General features: G+C 68.3%; 16 protein-coding genes. 12 read left to right on the plus strand and 4 right to left on the minus strand.

Annotation, left to right across the window (positions count from 1 at the left end):
* Positions 1–196: 196 nt before the first annotated feature.
* The 3 genes from BJ987_RS17880 to BJ987_RS17890 are packed head-to-tail and all read left to right on the plus strand — an operon-like array spanning position 197 to position 2,621.
* A complete protein-coding gene (locus tag BJ987_RS17880) occupies positions 197–1,087 on the plus strand; it encodes a hypothetical protein (RefSeq protein ID WP_209891187.1) in 891 nt (296 codons plus the stop codon).
* Positions 1,087–1,767, plus strand: a complete 681-nt coding sequence (locus BJ987_RS17885) for a hypothetical protein (RefSeq protein ID WP_209891191.1) — start codon at positions 1,087–1,089, stop codon at positions 1,765–1,767. The genes BJ987_RS17880 and BJ987_RS17885 overlap by 1 nt, the downstream gene beginning before the upstream one ends.
* On the plus strand, positions 1,746–2,621 hold the full coding sequence (locus BJ987_RS17890; RefSeq protein WP_209891195.1) for an inositol monophosphatase family protein: 876 nt from the start codon (positions 1,746–1,748) through the stop codon (positions 2,619–2,621). The genes BJ987_RS17885 and BJ987_RS17890 overlap by 22 nt, the downstream gene beginning before the upstream one ends.
* On the opposite strand, the gene BJ987_RS17895 is transcribed toward BJ987_RS17890, so the two are convergent.
* Complete coding sequence (locus tag BJ987_RS17895) at positions 2,618–3,868, minus strand: ArsB/NhaD family transporter (RefSeq protein WP_307869660.1); 1,251 nt, start codon at positions 3,866–3,868, stop codon at positions 2,618–2,620. The genes BJ987_RS17890 and BJ987_RS17895 overlap by 4 nt on opposite strands.
* Positions 3,869–4,005: 137 nt before the next feature.
* Here BJ987_RS17895 and BJ987_RS17900 point away from each other — a divergent pair, with 137 nt between their 5' ends.
* The 6 genes from BJ987_RS17900 to BJ987_RS17925 all read left to right on the plus strand — a co-directional run bounded on the left by BJ987_RS17900 (position 4,006) and on the right by BJ987_RS17925 (position 13,838).
* Complete coding sequence (locus BJ987_RS17900) at positions 4,006–9,741, plus strand: WD40 domain-containing protein (RefSeq protein ID WP_209891198.1); 5,736 nt, start codon at positions 4,006–4,008, stop codon at positions 9,739–9,741.
* Between the two features lie 47 nt (positions 9,742–9,788).
* Positions 9,789–10,325 carry a DUF4334 domain-containing protein gene (locus BJ987_RS17905; protein WP_209891201.1) on the plus strand — a complete coding sequence of 179 codons (537 nt, stop codon included), beginning with the start codon at positions 9,789–9,791 and terminating at the stop codon, positions 10,323–10,325.
* Between the two features lie 124 nt (positions 10,326–10,449).
* Positions 10,450–11,688: an FAD-dependent oxidoreductase gene (locus tag BJ987_RS17910; RefSeq protein WP_209891204.1), complete on the plus strand. Its 1,239-nt coding sequence runs from the start codon at positions 10,450–10,452 to the stop codon at positions 11,686–11,688.
* Positions 11,689–11,757: 69 nt separating this feature from the next.
* Positions 11,758–12,387: an alpha-ketoglutarate-dependent dioxygenase AlkB gene (locus tag BJ987_RS17915; protein ID WP_209891207.1), complete on the plus strand. Its 630-nt coding sequence runs from the start codon at positions 11,758–11,760 to the stop codon at positions 12,385–12,387.
* A gap of 55 nt (positions 12,388–12,442) precedes the next feature.
* The gene (locus BJ987_RS17920) at positions 12,443–12,892 is read left to right on the plus strand and encodes an SgcJ/EcaC family oxidoreductase (protein WP_209891210.1); all 450 of its coding nucleotides are present in this window, start codon (positions 12,443–12,445) and stop codon (positions 12,890–12,892) included.
* A 70-nt stretch (positions 12,893–12,962) separates the two neighbouring features.
* A complete protein-coding gene (locus tag BJ987_RS17925) occupies positions 12,963–13,838 on the plus strand; it encodes an aldo/keto reductase (protein WP_209891213.1) in 876 nt (291 codons plus the stop codon).
* Here the strand turns inward: BJ987_RS17925 and BJ987_RS17930 are convergent, their stop codons facing one another.
* Entirely contained in the window at positions 13,839–14,681 is an 843-nt protein-coding gene (locus tag BJ987_RS17930; RefSeq protein ID WP_209891217.1) for a hypothetical protein, read from the minus strand. It lies immediately after the preceding gene.
* 155 nt (positions 14,682–14,836) lie between these two features.
* On the opposite strand from BJ987_RS17930, the gene BJ987_RS17935 reads away from it, so the two are divergent.
* Together BJ987_RS17935 and BJ987_RS17940 are read left to right on the plus strand one after the other, a co-directional pair.
* The gene (locus tag BJ987_RS17935; protein ID WP_209891220.1) at positions 14,837–15,550 is read left to right on the plus strand and encodes an HD domain-containing protein; all 714 of its coding nucleotides are present in this window, start codon (positions 14,837–14,839) and stop codon (positions 15,548–15,550) included.
* A 36-nt stretch (positions 15,551–15,586) separates the two neighbouring features.
* Positions 15,587–16,012 (plus strand): nitroreductase family deazaflavin-dependent oxidoreductase, encoded by a 426-nt coding sequence (locus BJ987_RS17940; RefSeq protein ID WP_209891223.1) that lies wholly within the window; start codon positions 15,587–15,589, stop codon positions 16,010–16,012.
* On the opposite strand, the gene BJ987_RS17945 is transcribed toward BJ987_RS17940, so the two are convergent.
* A complete protein-coding gene (locus BJ987_RS17945; RefSeq protein WP_209891226.1) occupies positions 15,999–17,780 on the minus strand; it encodes an ABC transporter ATP-binding protein in 1,782 nt (593 codons plus the stop codon). The genes BJ987_RS17940 and BJ987_RS17945 overlap by 14 nt on opposite strands.
* A gap of 134 nt (positions 17,781–17,914) precedes the next feature.
* On the minus strand, positions 17,915–18,490 hold the full coding sequence (locus BJ987_RS17950; protein ID WP_209891230.1) for a TetR/AcrR family transcriptional regulator: 576 nt from the start codon (positions 18,488–18,490) through the stop codon (positions 17,915–17,917).
* A gap of 108 nt (positions 18,491–18,598) precedes the next feature.
* Between BJ987_RS17950 and BJ987_RS17955 the strand changes: the two genes are divergently transcribed.
* Complete coding sequence (locus tag BJ987_RS17955; protein WP_245366021.1) at positions 18,599–19,576, plus strand: quinone oxidoreductase family protein; 978 nt, start codon at positions 18,599–18,601, stop codon at positions 19,574–19,576.
* The last annotated feature ends 159 nt before the right edge of the window (positions 19,577–19,735 follow it).

Here is a 19,735-nt window from a genome sequence, read left to right on the forward strand (position 1 = left end):
CACTGAGCGTGCGGCTGTTTTCGTAACCGCCGGTGGGTGTACTGGACCCGGCGGTACGACGATCATCCTGGTTCCTCAACCATGCTCGAGGTCAAGGGGATTCGGTGTGGCCGTGGCCACCCGTGAGTTCGGCGATACCGGGTGGGAGGGGTTGCGGCGGCACCTATCCTGGGGAGAAACACGGGGAGGGTGGTGGATGGCGCGGTTTCTGACGTGGTTGCGCAACAACGTCGATGGTTTGGTCGCGTTGGTGCTCGCGGTGACCGTGGGCGTGCTCGCGGTGATGGATCTGCTCGAGGCGGACAAGGTCAACGCGGCGATGCTGCTGGTGCTGGCGTTGCTCGCGACGACACTGCTGCGGGACCGGCATCTGTCGGCCAAGGCGATGCGGGACGCGTCGTCGGTGCAGATGTTGAACGGGCCCGAGATCGGGCATCAGCACACCCTCGCCCGGCGGGATACCGAGAAGTGGATCTTCAAGGGCGGCACCGGAACCTACATTCGCGCGGTCACCTTGAAGGAGTGCGTGCGCAATGCACGGCAGGCGCAGCGCAGCTTGCGGGTGCGGCTCGAGATCCTCGATCCGACCAATGAGCTGCTCTGCAAGACCTACGCGGAGTTCCGGGCCTCGGTGGCGCCGGATGCCATCCGCGCCCGCGATCCCTGGACGACCAGGCGGGTGCAGCAGGAATCCTTCGCCACGGTGCTCGCGGCCTGCTGGTACAAGCAGCAGTACAGCCCGCTCGATATCGCGGTCGGATTCTCCTCGGTGATGACGACTTTCCGGTGGGACCTCGCGACGAGTTGCATCATCATCACCCAGGACAACCCGAATACCCCGGCCATGATGTTCGAGCGGGACAAGCCGTACTACCGGGATTTCAGCCGCGAACTGGATTCGAGTTTCGACCAGGCCAAGAAGGTGCCGCTGGGCAACGCGCGCGATGTCCAGTTGGACGACCCGCCCTCGGTTGAGCAGGTCCGGGCCGTCTTCGACGCGCTCGGCCTGCCGCTGCCCGTGTCTTTCGAGGATCGCGACGTCGCCGAGATCGTCCGTCGTGCGCTGACTCCGGAGAATCCGTTCTGATGAATCTTTATGCCCGACTACGCAGTTCGATCGCCTCCGCCGCGGCGGCCCGTGAAGTCGGCACCTGGGTGCGGGACTATCTGACGCCGGTGGCCGCGGGCACGGCGCTGGTGCCGCTGGTGCGGCATCCGCTGGGGTTCCTGTGCTTCCCGGTGTGGCGCGGCGGCGATCTGGGGATCTGCCTGCACGTGTGGGCCGAGGGGATGCGGGCCCAGCCGACCACGTCGCCGGTTCACGCGCACAGCTGGGATCTGCTGAGCATCGTGCTCTACGGCGCGGTCGCCAACGACGTGTTCGAAGTGATCGAGGCCCCCGAACGCCCGACGCACCGGGTGTTCGAGATCCAGAGCGGCGCCGACGGCGATCTGATCCGGGCCACCTCGCAGGTCGTCGCCTATCACCGGCGCTCACATGAACTTTTCCGGGCGGGGGACGCATATACCCTTCCGCACGGTGTATTCCACGTATCAGAGGTGGCCGGTGCCGCTGCGACCGTCGCCTTGGGCGAGTACCGTCACGGCAAGCCCGACCGATCACTGGGCGGTCTCGCCACCGACGACCACTGGGTGCACCGCATCCCGTGCACCGCGGCGGAAACTCGGCGCGTGGCACAGACCGTGTTGGATCAGCTGACCCAGCCAGCTCACCTGGAGGAGCAATGGGACCGAGCAACGTCTTGAACTTGGCGCCGGACCTCGCTACGCCGCCCGGTGTCGCGCTGGATGTCGCGATCGCGGCGGCCGAGGAGGCGGGTGCGGCGATCCGCACCGGTCTGGGCGGTGCGCTGGCCATCCGCGCGAAGGGCGCCGCCGGTGATCTGGTCACCGACCTGGACCTGCGCGCCGAGAACATCATCCTGGGCCATCTGCGCCGGGCGTTTCCCGAGCACCGGATCCTGGCCGAGGAATCGGGCCTGCTGGCCGGGGCGGACGACGCGTGGTGCTGGGTGGTCGACCCGCTCGACGGCACCAACAACATCGCCATCGGCCTGCCGGTGTGCACGGTCGGGATCGCGCTGTGCCACTACGGAACCCCGGTGGCGGGGGTCGTGCACGAACCACTCACCGGGCACACCTGGTCCGCGCTGCGCGGCCGGGGCGCGAACGGCCCGGACGGCCGACTGTGGCAGCCGCCTACCGCGCGCGGCGATTCCGCGCCGGTGCTGGCCTGGTTGCAGGGTTATCCAGTGGGCCGCGCGGACCCGGTCGCCCGTGCCATGCGTCTGACCCTGGAAGCGAACTCCCGCCGTCTGATCCAGCTGTGGTCGCCCCTGCTGTGCTGGATCATGTTGGCGCGCGGTGATATCGACGGTTTCGTCGGCTACCGCGCGGGCGTGGTCGATCTACCCGCCGGCAGTCTCATCGCCAGGGAATCCGGGGTCGACATCACCGATTTCGGCGGCGCCCCGTTCGAGGACACCATCGATCCGCTCGGCGGCGAGGTCGATTTCATCGCCGGTCGTCCGCAGATGACGGCCGAGCTCGCCAGGTGGGTCAAGTCGGCGGCCGAGGTCGCGGTGACCGGCCTGGTCTAGCCCGTGAGCAGCAGGGCGGCCACCGAACCGGCGGTCGCGAGGGTCGCCAGCACCAGCCCGGTGCCGACGAACCGCCATATCGGGACGCGCACGTGGTGGGTGCGGCAGAACTCCAGGCACAGCAGGGTCGCCAGTGAGGCCCACGGGGTGACGACGGGTCCGACGTTGGTGCCGATCAGCAAGGCCAGCAACTGGTTTCGGTTCTCGGCGGGTACCACTGCCTCGCCGGCGGTGTAGGCGGGCAGATTGTTGGCCACATTGGACAGCCCCGCCCCGGCCGCCGCGGCTCGATAGGTTCCTTCCGCTCCCGGGTCGGCGCCGATCAGCAGGTGCATCAGATCGGAGAGGCCGTGCCGGCTCAGCGTCGGCACCACCAGGAACAGGCCGACCACGAAAACCAGCAGCTGCCAGGGGAACAGCGAGAACTTCAAGGCCGAGCGGTCCAGCACGGCGAAGGCGGTCAGGGCGATGAGCGCGGCGATCACGGCCGCCACGTCGATCCGTTCCCCGACGAACGGAATCGCCAGGATGAACAGCAGGCACGCGCCCGCCGTGGTGTAGAACAGCGCCCGCTCCCGGGGGTTCTCCGGTCGCACCGGCTCCGGCGGCACATAGCGGTCCGCGTCGCGGTGCCCACGCCGCCAATAGAACACCCACAGGCACAGCATTGTCGCGGCGATCGAAATCAGCTGCGGCACCCACATTCTCGACGCGAACTCCGTAGCGTGCAGTGCTACCCGCTCGGCGGCGAGCAGATTCGTCAGATTCGATACCGGCAGCAGTAGGCTGGCGGTATTGGCCAGCCAGAGCGTGAGCATCGCCAGCGGTAGCGGCGGAATCCGGGCCGGTCCGGCCAGCGCCAGCATCACCGGGGTGAGCAGCACCGCGGTGGTATCCAGATTGAGCAAGATCGTGGTGGCCGACGCGAACAGCACGCACAGACCGAACAGTGCAGGATAGTATCCGCGCCCCAGAATCGCCAGCCGATGCGCGATGACATCGAAGACCTTTGCCTGCCTGGTGAGTTCGGCCAGAATGATCACGAAACCGAGGAACACCAGCAGCGGCCAGATCCGCCGCATATTGGCGACGGCCTCGTCCTCGGGCAGCGCGCCGGTCAGCACACACAGCAGCCCGGCCACCAGCAGCGCGATCCGGACCCAGTCCAGCATCGTCAGTCCCCAGTATCGCCGCGTCCGCTCGGCGGGCGGCGTCTCGGACGCGGCGGAATCGACCTGTTCGGGCACCTGTTCATGATCGCATTCGACGTCGCGATCGGCGCGCACTCGACGGTTGGCGGTTCGCGGACCAGGAGTTCGATCGGTCCCCGGCCGCTGATTGCGGTGTCTCCCAAGATGATCGAGCGGGCGGGCATACTAGGAGGGTGACGCAGCCCGGCGCCCAGCCTCGTGACTTCTTCATCAGTTACTCCCCGGCAGACGAACGGTGGGCAACTTGGCTGGCCTGGCAACTGGAATCCGCGGGCTACCGAACCCTGATCCAAGCCTGGGATTTCGTGCCCGGCACCAATTTCATCGACTTCATGGACCGTGGCGTGCGCGAATCGGCGGTCGTGGTCGCGGTGTTGTCGGAGAACTATCTGAATTCCAAGGGCGGCACGCAGGAGTGGCAGGCCACCTACCGCACCGAGCCGGGCAAACTGCTGCCGATCCGGATCGCCGAGTGTGAACTGACGGGCTTGCTGGCCACCATCACCTATGTGGACCTGGTCGGTGTCGCCAGTGCCGAGGTGGCGCGCCGGACGGTGCTGGAGCGGGTAGGTCATCTGCTCGCGGGCCGGGCCAAGCCGGTACTGGCGCCCGGCTTCCCGCTCGACGCGGTGCCCGATCAGCAGGCCGAGCACGAATCCGACAGCGTCGAAAGACCCTGGCATCGGCGCACTCCGGTCGCCGCGCCGGAGTTCCCGGGCGCTCCCACCGCCACCGCGGACCGGCACGAAGGCGTGTCGGTGCTGCATGTCGCGGGCCCGCGCTTCGGGCGGGGTCTGCTCGGCCGCGACGACCCCGCGACCGCGGGTGATCTGCAAGCCCACATCTGGGCGAACGTCACCCATCTGGTGGATCAGGGTGTGCCGAAACCGGACCTGATCGTGGTCACCGGCGATCTGACCGAATCCGCTCGCCCGAGCCAGGTCGACGAGGCACTGCGGTTCCTGACGGGGCTGCGGGTGCTGCTCGGGCTGGAACCGAGCCGATTGATCGTGGTGCCCGGTAACCACGATGTCTCCAAGGCCGCCTGCCAGGCGTATTTCCTCGAGCAGGAGGCGAACGAACGCCGGCCGCAGCCGCCGTATTTCCCGAAACTGAAGCAGTTCTCGCGTTTGTTCGGCGAGCTCTATCAGGGGCTGGACCATCTGGTCTTCGACATCGGCCAGCCCTGGACGCTGTTCCCCATCCCGGAGCTGCGGGTAGTGGTGGCCGGGCTGAATTCGACACTGGCGATGACCCACCGCCCCGGCGACGACTACGGCGAGATCGGCACCGCACAGGCGGCGTGGTTCGCCCAGCAGTTGCGCGAGTTCGAGCGGCTCGGCTGGCTTCGGCTCGGTGTGCTGCGGCACGACCCGTTGCCGGGGCCCGCTGCCGCGCCGGAGGATCCGACGGTGCTGCGCGATGCCGACGCGCTGACGCGATTGCTGGGCGGGCGGCTGAATCTGCTGCTGCACGGTCCCGGACCGGGCGGGCGGCACCTGGATCGGCTCGGCGGTGTGCTTCCGGTGCTGCCCGCCGCCGCGCCCGGCCGGGACGAGATCGTGCATATCACCCCGGACGGGCTGGCCCGCTACAGCAGTACCGATGCCAAGCCGGGGGAGCCGTGGGCGAAGCTGACTCAGACCTGGGTACACGCCGCCGCCGCGCTGCCGCCGGAAAAACAGCTGGCATTGCCCGAAGCCGAAGAGCTGGAAACCGAGGAGCCGGAGGCCCGCGATCCGGAGATCGTCGACCCGCACAGCAGACTGCTGGAGCGCGTCGCCGAGGTGTGTGAGACCCGCTTCCCGGGTGCGAAAATCCGCCAGGTACAAGCGGATCCGCCGCACTTGCTGATCGTGCACAAGGAAGGTGACGTAGTCGGCGTGCGGCGGGTGGGCGTGCACGTCGGCGACATGACCCGGCAGGTGGTGGAGGAATTCCTCGCCCAGGACCCGGAATACGGTTCCGATCTCGTCTATCGCGGTGCGCCGCCGCCGCTTTCGCTGCGCGAGGAGGCCGCCAGCCACGGGGTGTGGTTGCGCAGCTTCACCGATTTCCAGGGTCTGCTGGACCTGGATCACTATCTGGCCGGGCAGTTGGTGCGGCTGCGAACCGATCGCCGGTACCCGCCCGATCTGTATGTGCCGCAGAAGTTCCGGATGCTCGAGCACGGGGACGAACAGGCGCACGAGGACCTGGTCGGAGAACTGCTGCGCGTAGTCTCGGCCGATCACGGGCGATTCGTCTTGCTGCTCGGAGATTTCGGGCGCGGCAAGACCTTCGCGCTGCGGGAGCTGGCCCGGCGCATCACCGAGACCCGGCCCGCCCTGATCCCGATCCTGATCGAGTTGCGTGGCCTGGACAAGTCGCACACGGTGGACGGACTGGTCGCCGCGCACCTGGCCAACCACGGCGAGGGCCGGATCGATCTGGACGCGCTGCACTACATGCTCAACGAGGGTCGGGTGGTGTTGCTGTTCGACGGTTTCGACGAACTCGCCACCCGGATCAGTTACGAGTTCGCCGCCCAGCACCTGGAAACCCTGCTACAGGCCGCTACCGGTAAAGCGAAGATCATCGTGGCCAGCCGCACCCAGCATTTCGCCTCCCGCTCCCAGGTGCTCTCGGCGCTCGGCGAGCGTGTGGGCATGCTGCAGGACCGGCACATCCTCAGCATCGAACCCTTCGCGCACGAACAGATCCGTGCTTTCCTGGTGAACCGGTACGGCGGTGATCTGGCGCGCGCCGACGACCGGATGCGGCGGATCACCGGCATCCAGGATCTGCTCGGCCTGGCACGCAACCCGCGCATGCTCAGCTTTATCGCCGACCTCGAGGATTCCCGGCTGCGCGCGGCGGCCGACACCAAGGGCGCGGTCGGCCCGGCGGGCCTGTATCGCGAGATATTGGGTACCTGGCTGGAATTCGAGGCCCGCCGCACCGGGTCGGTCGCGGGCTCGCTGCCCGGCCTCACCGTCAGCGAATTATGGCTCGCGGTCACGGCTTTCGCGCTGCGCTGCTGGGAATCCGGCGAACAGTATCTGCGGATGGCCGAATTGACTGATGTGGCAAAGGATCTGGTGGAGATCACCGGGTCGAACCGGCTGACCCCGGAACAGCAGGCGCACGCCATCGGCGCCGGTAGTCTGCTGGTGCGCACCGAGGAGAACCTGTTCGGTTTCATCCATTCGTCGGTGACCGAATGGCTGGTCGCCAACCATATCGCCGGGCAATTCGCGGGCGGCACGGCGGCACCACCGCAGTTGGCCGCGCGGCCGCTGTCGCAGCTGGTCGTCGACTTCCTGTGCGATCTCGCCGATCACCGCGCCGTCGGCGCCTGGGCCGAGGCGGTGCTCGCGGATCCCGAGGCCGGTGAGCATGCCCGCCGCAACGCGTTGCGGGTGAGCACCCGGCTGGCCACCGCGCCCACGGCGGATCTGCGCGGCGCGATGCTGGCGGGTGCGGATCTGTCCTACCGTGAGCTGCGGGGCGTCGACCTCAGTGACGCGGATCTGAGTGGCGCGCGGCTGGTCGGCGCGAATCTGGCGGGTGCGGTGTTGCGCGGCGCGCGGCTGGTCGGGGCCCGCCTGGACGACGCGGTGCTGACCGACGCGGACCTCAGCGGCGCCGACCTGACCCGCGCGCGGCTGGCGCGCACCGACCTGACGGGCGTGCGTGCAGGCGGCGCCCGATGGCATCGCGCCGCGCTGCTGGAAGTGCTCGGCACGCCGCTGGATTCGGACCTGCGGGGCGCGGCGACGGTGCCCGGGACGCCGGTGCATACCGAGTTCGCGCCCGCCGCGATCGGCGTGCGGCACGGTTTCCACGCCCGGCACGGCCGGCTCCCGCAACCGGTCGCCTACAGCCCGGACGGCAGCACGCTGGCCATCGGCAGCGAGAACGGCGGCGTGCTGATCTACGACACCGACACCGGGCGGCCGTTGCGGACGTTGCAGACCCACCGGGCGCGCACCTTCGCCGTTGCTTACACCGACGAGGTGCTGGTCACCGGTTCCGGAGACGGCACCGTCGGCGTGTGGGACGCCGCTACCGGCGACCTGCGCCGCATTCTGCCCGGCCACGACAACTGGCCGTGGCCGGTGGTCCTGAGCAAGCGTGGCTCGGTGCTCGCGACCGGGGACGCGGCGGGTGTGCTGCGCATGTGGTCGCTCCCCAGCGGCGACCTGTTGCACGAATGCCGCCCCGCCGACGGCGGCCGCGAGCTCATCTACAGCATGGACTTCCACAACGGCACCCTCGCCGCCGCCTACCGCGACGGTGTGGTGCGGTTGTGGGACATCGAAACCGGTACCGAGGAAGGCAAATTCGCCGCGGCTCCGGTGCCGGTGTATCGAATCGTCTTCAGCCCGAGCGGGGCTCTGCTGGCGACGGGCGCGGCCGACGGCACGGTGTCGCTCTGGGATCCCGATACCTGCCTGCGGGTACGGGAGCTGACGGGGCACACCGGCCGGGTCTACACCCTCGCCTTCCATCCCGGGCTGCCGATCCTGGCGAGTGGGGATACCGAAGGGGGACTGCGGCTTTGGGACATCGAGACCGGCGAGACTCGGCATACATCGGCCGAACATGCGGGCGCGGCCATCTACTGGCTGGCCTTCGACCCCGCCGGTGAGCAACTCGCATCCGGGGACAGCGCGGGCCGAATCTGCTTGCACGACAGTGTGTCCGGGCAGTTGGGGCGTCGGCTCACCGCGCATACCGGGTCCATCTGGCCGTTCGTTTTCCGCGCCGACGGCCGTCAGCTCGCCGTGACCGACGACCAATTCACCACCCGGCTCTGGGATACCGGCACCGGGATCTGCCGCCACGTGCTGGCCGGGCACGGCCGCCAGGTCACCACCGTGCGCTTCAACTCCGACGGCTCCTTGCTCGCCGCCTGCGGAAACGACGGCGTGGTCCGGTTCTGGGATCCCGTGACCGGCCGCCTCATCCGGCGACTGCTCGGCAGCGAGGACAGGTTGTTCTCCTACGAGGCGGCCAGATTCAGCTCGGTGGACCCCAACCAGATCGCCATCGCCCGCAACGACGGTCGCTTGAGCCTGTACAACCTGGCCACCGATTCCTACGAGCGGCACATCACCGGTGAATCGCCGCCGATCTGGGCCACGGCCTACGACCCCACCGGCGAGTACGTCGCCATCGCCAACGACGACGACACCGTCACCCTGTGGGTCCGCACTACCGGTGCGGTGCATCAGCATTGCGTCGAACACCGGGGCCGGGTGCGGTCCATCGCGTTCAACGCCGGGGGCACGCTGATGGCCACCGGCTGCGATGACAAGGTCGTGCGTTTGTGGGATGTCAAGTCCGGCAGTCTCATTCGCGCGCTGCGCGGGCACGAGGACCGGGTGTACGCGGTCGCGTTCCACGGCGACCGGCTCGCCAGTGTCTCCTGGGACACCACGGTGCGGATCTGGGATGTCGGCAGCGGGGACTGCCTGCACGAGATCACCAGGCACACAGCGCGATTGTGGGCGGCCGCGATCGACGCGAAGACCGGCGTCCTGGCGACCGGCGGCGACGATCTGGTGATCCGGTTGTGGGACATGGCGACCGGGCGGCACCTGCACACGCTCGAGGGTCACAAGCGCCAGATCTGGTCGCTGGCCTTCGATCCGTCGGGCCGCGTCCTGGCCAGTGGCGCCGACGACGGCAATGTCATCCTGTGGACGATGGGGGAGCGACCGGCGGACGTGCCCGTCATCCGGGCGATCCTGCTCGGGCTGCCGGAGAGCTGGGCGGCTGTCGCACCCGATGGCCGGTACAAGCTCGACGGCAGCCCGGCGGGCCAGTTCTGGCATGTCATCGGCATGTCCCGGTTCGATATCGGCGAGCTCGATCAGTTCCTGTCGGAGGTGCGCCAGCTCCCGCCGGACGAGGCGTTCTGAGAGAACGATAGACTTTCTCTCGCAACGTTGCGCGAAGGAGATTCGGAATGGAACACGGCACTGAACTGCCGACCCTGCCGGCGTCCGGGTGCACGCCCGAACAAGCCTGGGCACTGTTCGACCGGTTGCCCGCCGTCGCTGTCTCCGAGATCACCACCGGCCGCTGGCGCGGTGCGGAGCTCGACACCGGGCATCCCTGGGCCGGTGTGCTAGTCGAATCCGGCTGGTACGGAAAGCAGTTCGACGACGCGGACACGGTCCATCCACTGCTGTTCACCGACGGCGCCGGCGCGGTGTTCCCCGTCGACCCGCGCCGGGTGCCGCTGGGTCTCGCCGGACAGGTTCCGCTGCCCGCCATCCGGGCGGCGCGAAAGACGCTGCGCTACACCGGGTTCGCGATTCGCACCGGTAAGCCGGCGGCGCGATTGCGCGGCATCGAATACCGGGGCGTGCTGAGCGCGGCGATGGTGTACGACCACCTGCCGATCATCGACCACTTCCGGCGTGTGGACCCGGACACCCTGCTGGGCGTCATGGACCTGCGTGGAATGTCCGATCCCTATTTTTTCGTGCTGCGCAAGTGATTCGGCGCGGGCGATAACGGCCTGCCGCGCCGGGCGCCGCACTACCATCGATAACTGCTGAACGGCTTGCACATCCGCTTCCGGATGTCCCCGGGGGCGCGTGCGTACCGAGGGAGGTAGCTCGATGGAACGTACGACGTGCCTGGTGGTGGGCGGCGGCCCGGCCGGGATGGTGCTCGGCCTGCTGCTGGCCCGGGGTGGCGTCGATGTCACCGTGCTGGAGAAACACAAGGACTTCCTGCGCGACTTCCGCGGCGACACCGTGCATCCCACCACGCTCGACCTGCTGGACGAACTCGGCCTCGGCGCGGAGTTCGCGAAACTGCCCGCCCGCAAGATCCGCGCGATCCAGCTGCCCGTCGCCGGGTCGATGCAGGCGCTCGCCACCCTCGATCATCTTCCCGGGAAGCACAAATACATCGCGATGGTCCCGCAGTGGGATCTGCTCGATCTGCTCGCCCGTGCCGCCGAGCAGGAGTCGAGTTTCCATCTGCGCATGAATACCGAAGCGACCGAGCCCATTTGGGACGACGGCCGAGTGGCGGGCGTGCGCTACCGCACCGCGGACGGGCGGACAGGGGAGATCCGGGCCGACCTCACCGTGGCCGCCGACGGGCGCAACTCCGTGCTGCGGGCCGCCTCCGGACTACCGTCACGCAGCTGGCCCACCCCGATGGACGTGTGGTGGTTTCGCCTGCCGCGCAACGACATCGATCCCGCCGGCGCCGTGCCGGTGATCAGCGCCAACCGGGCGGCGGTCCTGCTCGACCGCGGCGACTACTGGCAGGTCGCCACACTCATCGCCAAGGGCAGCGATGAAACCGCCCGCGGCGGGCCGGTCGAGGCGATCGTCCAGAGCATGGCCGAGGCCGTCCCGTGGCTACGCGACCGCGTCGACGCGCTGCGCGAGTGGGACGAGGTGAAGCTGCTCGACGTCAAACTCGACCGCCTGGACAAGTGGTACACCGGAGGCCTGCTCTGCATCGGTGATGCCGCGCACGCAATGTCCCCGGTCGGCGGCGTGGGCATCAATCTCGCCGTTCAGGACGCGGTGGCGACCGCCCGCATCCTCGCCGAGCCGCTCGCTGAAGGCCGGGTGACCACCGCGGATCTGGCCAAGGTCCAGCGCCGCCGCACGTTGCCCACCGCGGTGACCCAGGGGCTACAGCGATTCCTGCATGCCCGCGCCATCGCGCCCGCGCTGGCCGGCCGAATCGATATCGCGGGTGCCGACAAGGTCCCGGTCCCGGTCCGGATCATCCGCCGCATCCCGATACTCCGCAGCGTGCCCCCGTATCTCCTGGCGCGTGGCATCCGCCCCGAGCATGCCCCGGTATTCGCCCGCCGCTATCCCAGGTCCTGAACCCGCGGCTGAAAGGCCATGACCGGAACCTGCTAGCACGTATGTTCGATTTGGCGTACATTCTGGGCCATGTCGTCTCCACTGTTGCAGGGATCGCTGCTGGACGGGTTCGGTGTGGTCGAGTTGGGCGGGCTCGACCGGATCCGGCGCACCGAGCTGACGCGTGGCGCCTGGGTCGATCTGCTGCCGGGGTGGTTGAGCGGTGCCGATGTGCTGTTCGACCGGCTGGTCGAGGCGGTGCCGTGGCAGGCGGAACGGCGGCCGATGTACGACCGGGTGGTGGACGTGCCACGGCTGCTGCGGTTCTACGGCGAGGGGGAGGAGCTGCCGGATCCGGTGCTGGACGAGGCGCGGACCGCGTTGAGCGAGCACTACCGGGCCGAGTTGCGCGAGCCGTTCCGCACCGCCGGGATGTGTTACTACCGCGACGGCCGGGACAGCGTCGCCTGGCACGGAGACAACCTCGGTCGCGGCGCGGCGCACGACACCATGGTCGCGATCGTGTCGGTCGGCGCGCCGCGAGCGCTGCTGCTGCGCCCGCGGGGCGGTGGCGAGGCGATCCGCTACCAGGTCGGCCACGGTGATCTGCTGGTGATGGGCGGATCATGCCAGCGCACCTGGGAACACGCGGTGCCCAAGACCCGCAAACCGGCTGGGCCGCGCATCAGCATTCAATTCCGTCCCCGCGGGGTCCGGTAGATGACCGAGCCGCCGAGTTGACCTGAACTTTGGTTCAGGTATCAAGCTGTCCAGCATGAGCGCAAAGACTTTCGTCGCCCCTACTGTCAACGACACCACTGTCGACCACACCGCGGACATCGCGGCGATCGAGCAGATCATCCGAGATACCGAGACCGCGTACAACACCAACGACGCGGAACTGCTGACCAGCCCCTTCACCGCCAACGCGGCCGTGGTCAACGCCATGGGCATGCTGATGACCGGACGAGAAACCCTCCTCGAAGCCAATCGCGCCGGCCTGGCGGGTTTCCTGAAGAACGAGTACGTGCGCTACGACATCGCCGACATCACCTTCCTGCGCCCCGATATCGCCATCGCGCACAAACTGGCCCGCGCCACCACCGCCGAAGGGGAACTGATCGACGAAGATCCGGCGATGATCGCGCTGTACGTGCTGGTCAAGGAAAACGGCAAGTGGTGGACCGCCGCACGGCAGAACACCCTCGTACCGAAGGCGGACTGACCGGACGGGAATACCACCCCCCGGCCCGCAGTTCCCACTCCTCGTCAGCGAATCGTTGGGAGTGGTGCAGATGGGTACGTCATTTTTGCTCGGTGGCGAGCTGAAGGTCAGCCGGATCGGTTACGGCGCAATGCGTTTGGCGGCCGCGCCGGAACCCGGCGCCGAGCCGGGCCCGGCGCATATCTGGCGGGCGCCGGTGGATCGCGAGGCGGCCCGGGCCGTGCTGCGGACCGCCGTCGAGTCCGGGGTGAACCTGATCGACACCGCCGATGCGTACGCGCTCGGCGAGAACGAGGAACTGGTCGCCGAGGCGCTGCACCCGTACCGGGATGGCGTGGTGATCGCCACCAAGGTCGGCTTGGCCCGGCCCGCGCCGGCCGAATGGGTGCCGGTCGGCAATCCGGCGTATCTGCGGCAGCAAGCTGAATTGAGTTTGCGCCGGTTGAAACTCGATCGGATCGACCTGCTGCAACTGCATCGCATCGATCCGTCCGTGCCGCTGGCCGACCAGATCGGCGCGCTGCGTCAGTTGCGCGAGGAGGGCAAGGTCCGCCACATCGGCCTGTCCGAGGTGACGGTGCAGCAGTTGCGCGAGGCCGAGGCGATCACGCCGATCGCCAGCGTGCAGAACATGTACAACCTGGCCGAGCGCGGTCACGAGGCGGTCGTCGACTACGCGGCCGAGCACGACATCGCGTTCATCCCGTTCTTCCCGGTGGCCGGCGGTGGCCACGCGGGCTCGGACAGCCCGGTGGCCGCGGTCGCGAAGGAGATCGGCGCGACGCCGGCGCAGACCGCTCTGGCGTGGTTGCTCCGCAGGTCGCCGACCATCCTGCCGATTCCGGGCACGACCTCACTGGCACACCTGGCCGAGAACCTCGCGGCGGGCGAGGTGCGGCTCTCGGACGAACAATTCGAACGGCTGTCGGCGCTCGCCAGCGTCTGATCAGTCTGCCGCGGTGCGCTTTTCGTCCGCCGTCGGATAACGCCGGCGGCGGACGGTCGCGCCGTGCGACCAGATCTCGGGCTCCTGCCCGAGCGCCGCGCCCCCGCCGGAACTACTACTGAGGACCTCCGCTCGGGCCTGCCGGGCGATGTTCACTTCGCGCCGGTACTGGCGAAAGATCTGGACCTCGCCGTCTGCCCGTTCGTCCAGGTACAGGTAGTCCATGTCGTAGTGGACGTGGTCGCCCAGGGTCGCGAGATCGCTTGCCCAGTCCCGCATTCGGCTGGGCGAGCCGAAGATGGCGAGCATCCCGCCGACGCGCTCGATTCGGGTATAACCGGTCGGCAGCGGCCAGTGGTAGGCATTGCGAGCTTCGGGCCGGGAGCGCCAAGCGTGCACTTTGGCCACCCGGGGCCGCAGGCCGAAGGTTTGGAACCGCACCGTGCCCTGCGATTTGTCCCGCAGTGGGAGTCGTCTGCGCAAGGCGGTGGCCGCGGCCTGGGTGAGCACCGTCAGCTCCGAGGGGACCAGCACGATCGGGTCCGACGGCGCCGCGTCGAACGGGTTCGGGTCCAGGTGCGCCGGATCGATCACCACCAGGGTGCCGGGCCGCCGCTGGTACGACAGCCCCCACAGCAGCCGGGCCAGCACCCGTGCGCCTCGCCAATCCGAGAGCACATGCCAGGTTTGGTGAAATCTGTTGGTGGCGAAGCGGAAATCGCTCCCGGGGCGCAGGGTGAGCACGGTGTAGACGCGCCCGTCCAGCACCATGGTGCGGCGATGCAATTTCACGATGTCGTCGGTGGCCGAAGCTGGGCGCGGCCGTTTGTTCTGCGCGGCCACGTAGTACCTCCAGTTTCTGCCTCGCGTGAAATAAAGGACACCACGGACGATCTCGCCGGGCAACGGAATTACCGCCGCCGCCAGTGCGCCGGAACATCTAGGAAGCGGAGGAATTCACCGCGCGCCAACCGTGGCGTCCCGGATAGATTGAGCAGATGAGCAATCCTGGGGCGGGGGTCTTGGCCGTAATGCCGCTGCACACGATCAGCGAGGTATACGGCGAGTCCGGGCTGCGTGAACGATTACTACTGGAGATCGCCGAACTGCCGGATTCCGAGCGACTCGGCGAGGCGCTCGAACTGGCCTCCGCATTGCACGGTGCCGATCGTTACGGCCGCGAGCCCTATCTCAATCACCTGCTGCGCGTGACGATTCGGATCATCAGCCACTATGAGGTCCGGGATCCCGACGTCGTGGTGGCGGGTTTGCTGCACGATTCCGTAGAGGATCATCCACGCGAACTGGCGGGCGATTCGACCGGTGCGCCCACCGACGCGGCGCTCACCGAACTCGCCCGGCGATTCGGCGTCCGGGTCGCCGATATCGTTGCCGCCGTGACGAATCCGGAACCCGACCCCCGGGTGGACCGGCACGAGCAGTACCGCGAGCATGTCGCCGCCAACCTCGATCGCGCGCCCTGGGCCCGCGTGGTCAAGTTCTCCGATTTCACCGACAACGGCGTCGGCATTCTCTACTCCACCGGCCCGCACATGCGGAAGCTGGCCAGTAAATACCGTCCGCTCACCGATGTGTACCGCGAGCTGGTCATGCGGCCCGACACTCCGCTCGCCGAGCACGTCAAACAGCACATCCTCGACCAGCTGGATCGCGCCGACGAACGATTCGAAGCGATTCTCGCCCGCGACTGAAGCGCGTCGGCCGCGCTTCGGGCCTAGGCTCGCAGCATGGCAATCAAGAACATCGGCGAGCGGCTGTTCGTAGGTCTGAACGCGTTCCTGTACCGGATCAGTGGCGGCAAGGTGCTCGGCAAGATTCAGGGCGCACCCGTGCTGCTGCTCACCACGGTCGGCCGCAAGACCGGCAAAGCCCGCACCTCCCCACTGCTGTATCTGCGGGACGGCGACCGCTACCTCGTCGTCGGTTCGCACGCGGGCGCGCAGGCCGATCCGGCGTGGGTGCACAATTTGCGCGCGAAGCCCGAGGCCGAGATCGAGATCGGCAAGGAAACGATCCCGGTCCGGGCCGTCGAGCTGTCCGCCGCCGAAAGCGCGCCGCTGTGGCCGCGGCTGGACGCCATGTACGCCGGGTACGCCGATTACCGCACCAAGACCGACCGCACCTTCCCGGTTTTCGCGCTCACCCGGCGGTGAGCTCCTCGCCCAGGAATCCGCCGGACTGGTGCTGCCACAGCTTCGCGTAAACCCCTTGGGCGCGAAGCAGTTCCGCGTGCGTGCCCTGTTCGAGCACGGTGCCGCGGTCGAGCACGACCAGCTGATCCATGCTGGCCACGGTGCTCAGCCGGTGCGCGACCACCAGCGCCGTGCGGCCCGCCATGAGTTCCCACAGGGCCTGCTGCACCAGTAGTTCGCCTTCGGAATCCAAGGCGCTGGTGGCTTCGTCGAGCAGCAGGATCGGCGCGTCGCGCAGGATGGCGCGGGCCAGTGCGACGCGTTGGCGCTGGCCGCCGGACAGTTTCACCCCGCGCTCGCCGACCAGCGTTTCCAGCCCCTCCGGCAGGGCGTCGGCGAATTCGGTGACGTGAGCGGCCTTCGCCGCGCGCTGCACTTCCTCGTCGGTCGCCCCGGGCCGGGCGAAGCGGATGTTCTCGCGCAGCGTGCGGTGGAACATCGCCGGGTCCTGCGGCACATAGGCCAGCATGCCGCGCAGATCCGCCTGCTTCAGCCGCGAGATGTCTTGTCCGCCGATGCGAATCGCGCCACCCTGGATGTCGGTCATGCGCAGTAGCAGTTGGGTGATGGTGGTCTTGCCGCCACCCGAGCGGCCGACGAGGCCCATCCGGGTGCCCGCCGGGACATCCAGGTCCAAGCCGGTGAACAGCGGCTTCGCGCCCGGATAGGTGAAATCGACCTTGTCGAAGCGCACCCCGAAGTCCTTCGGCCGCAAGGGTTCCGGCTGCTCCGCCTCCTTGATCGCGGGCGGGGTCAGCAGCAGCTCGGTGAACTGGGCGGCTTCGGTGATCGCGCTTTCCAGCCGGCGATAGATCTGATTGAACCGGAACATGATTCCGGTCGCGTTCCAGTAGTAGGTGAACACCACGACGATCACCCCGACCCCGGCTCCCCGGCCCAGCAGCCGCAAGGCCAGCAGCAACCCGAGCACATTCGTGAGCACGAACAGCGGCGTCACCACCAGATCGATCCGCAGGTTTCCGTAATCCCAGGAGATCAGCGCTCTGCGCCGCATCTCCGTCACCCGCCGGCGATGCTCGGCCGCTTCGTGCCGCTCGGCGGCGAAGGCGCGCACGGAATGCATATTCGACACACTGTCGGCCACATGGCCCGCCACCTGGGCGATAGCGCCTTCGCGCGCGTCGACCATCCGCTGCCGCCGCCGCACCAAGGGCGCGATCATCAGCCCGGTGAGCACGATCAACCCGACCATGACTGCCACCAGTAGCGGGTCGTAACGCCACAGCACCACCGCCGCGAAACCGATCGGCACGACCAGTGCGCACACTTCGAACACCAGCGTGTCGACGAAGATCTCGAAGCGCGACGCGAAACCCAGCGCCCGTTTGGTCAGCGACCCGGCGAAATTATCGTGGAAGAACGCGGCATCTTGAGCGAGCAACTCGTCCATCGCCGTGACGTACAGATTCTCGATCCCGTACGCGGCGGTTCGGTTCAGGCAATGAATCCCGAACCGCCAGAACAACTCCGAACACAGCAGCAATCCCGCGACGCCCAGCACATAGGGCAGCACCGCCCCGGGCTCCGCCTTCCCCTCGGCGGCGATCCGCCCCACCATCGCCGCCACCAGCAGCGGCACGAGATACAACTGGCAAACATTTCCCACCGCCGGCGCGAGCAGCGCCGGTACCGTGAACCTCGGTCGCCGGCGCAATTCTCTTCCGTAATAACGAAGTACCCGCCGGACGGCCGTCTCCCGAGTAGCCATCGATCTCCCTCTCGAATCGTCTTCGAGCAGCCCGCGACCGTCCCGGGACGGCGATGGCCGGGAAACGGTGCGGGGATGGAGTAGCCCATGGTGCCCGCCGGGCGGCGGTCCGGTCCACCGATTTTGCGGGCGAGTCAGGGTGTGCGCAGGACGGATTCGACGAGTTCGCGGACGGCGGTCAACAGCCGATCGGCCGCACCGGCGCGGACCATGTGCTGGACCAGCTCGCCGCCGAGCGGGGCGAGCAGCAGCGCTCCGACGGTCTCGGCGTCGAGATCGGGGCGGGCTTCGCGGAGCAGCGCGGTGATGTGGGCCGCCCAGAAGCTGTGGAATTCCGCGCGCTCGGGGTGCGGTGGCACGGCCTGGTAGGCGACGACGAGTTCGACGTTGTCGATGATCAGGCGGGTCATCGCGTCGAAGTAGGCGAGCAGCCGTTCCCCGGCGGGAGCGCCCGGACCGAGCGGCGGGGGGCCGCTGGTGACCGCGGTGACCAACTCGCGGGCGGGGGCGCTGACCAACTCGTGCAGAAGCCCCGCCCGGCTGCCGAATCGATGGAAGATGGTGCCTTTTCCGACTCCGGCCGCGGCCGCGACCCGGTCCATCGTGATGCCCTCGGCACCGTGCTCGGCCAGTAGCGCCTTGGTCGCGTCGAGGATGGCGCGCCGATTGCGTGCGGCGTCGGCCCGTTCCCTGGGGTGCCCGTCGGACATCTCACCCGCTTCCTGCAGAGGCTCCGAACCACAAGAGCATTGACAAGTTGACCGACGGTCCATAACGTCGAGTTAATTGGACTGTCAGTCAACTTATGGAGTTATCGAATGCAGGCAATCGTAATGACGGGCGTCGGCGGGCCCGAGGTGCTGGTCGCTCGTCAGGTGTCCACCCCGCATCCAGGTGCCGGTGAGGTGGTGATTCGCGCCGAAGCGATCCCGGTGCTGTTCCCCGAGACCAAGCTGCGCTCCGGCGAATTCCCACTGGCCGCGGAACCGCCGTTCGTATTCGGCTTCCAGGCGGTGGGCACTGTGGTGGAAGTTGGAGCGGGGGCGGACACCGAGCTGATCGGGCGGCGAGTCGCCGTGTCCACCATGGGTTTCGGCGCGTACGCCGAATTCGTCTGTGCCTCAGCGGCTTCCGTGACCCCGATTCCGGCAGGTTTGTCCGCGAGCGACGCGGCCGCCGTCATGATGAGCGGCTCGGTGGCGCTGGCCTTGCTCGACGCCGCTCGTCTGACCGGGGCGGAGACGGTATTGATCGAAGCCGCCGCGACGGGCGTGGGCGCCGCGCTGACCCAGCTGGCCGCAGCCGCCGGCGCCGCCCGCGTCATCGCGACCGCGGGTGGCCCGGCCAAAAACGCCCACGCCCGCAAGCTGGGCGCCGACGAAGTGGTCGACCATACCGACCCGTCCTGGCTCGCCCGGGTCCGTGAAATCCTCGGTGACGCACACGTGGACGTCGTCTTCGACTCGATCGGCGGATCCTCGGCCGCCGATCTACTCGACTGCGTAACACCCCTGAGCGGACGCATCCTCAGCTACGGATTCCTCTCGGGCGCTCCCGCCCAGGTCTCCGCCGCGGACCTGATCCCGCGCGGTCTCACCCTGACCGGCTGTGCCGGACCGCACTGGCTCGGCCGCGTAGCGCAGTCGCGCGCCGCCGCCTTCGACTCGGCCGCGACCGGGACGCTGATCCCCTACATCGAAGCCACCTTGCCGCTCGACCACGCGAGCGAAGCCCACCGCCTCCTCGAATCTCGCACCGCCCTCGGCGCGATCCTTCTGCGACCCAGTCAGTCTTGAACCGCGACTTGGTAATTCAGCTCGGCATCACATCGCGCGTGCACCCGGCCGGCGGCTATCGCTGACGGTCGGCGGAAAAACTCTCGCAACCGTGCCGGGGGCGGGCCGCGTGGCCCGGCTCACAGCCGCGCGCGTGGCCCGGCTCACACCGGATATGCC

This window comes from Nocardia goodfellowii, from assembly GCF_017875645.1.
Classification (GTDB): Bacteria; Actinomycetota; Actinomycetes; order Mycobacteriales; family Mycobacteriaceae; genus Nocardia; species Nocardia goodfellowii.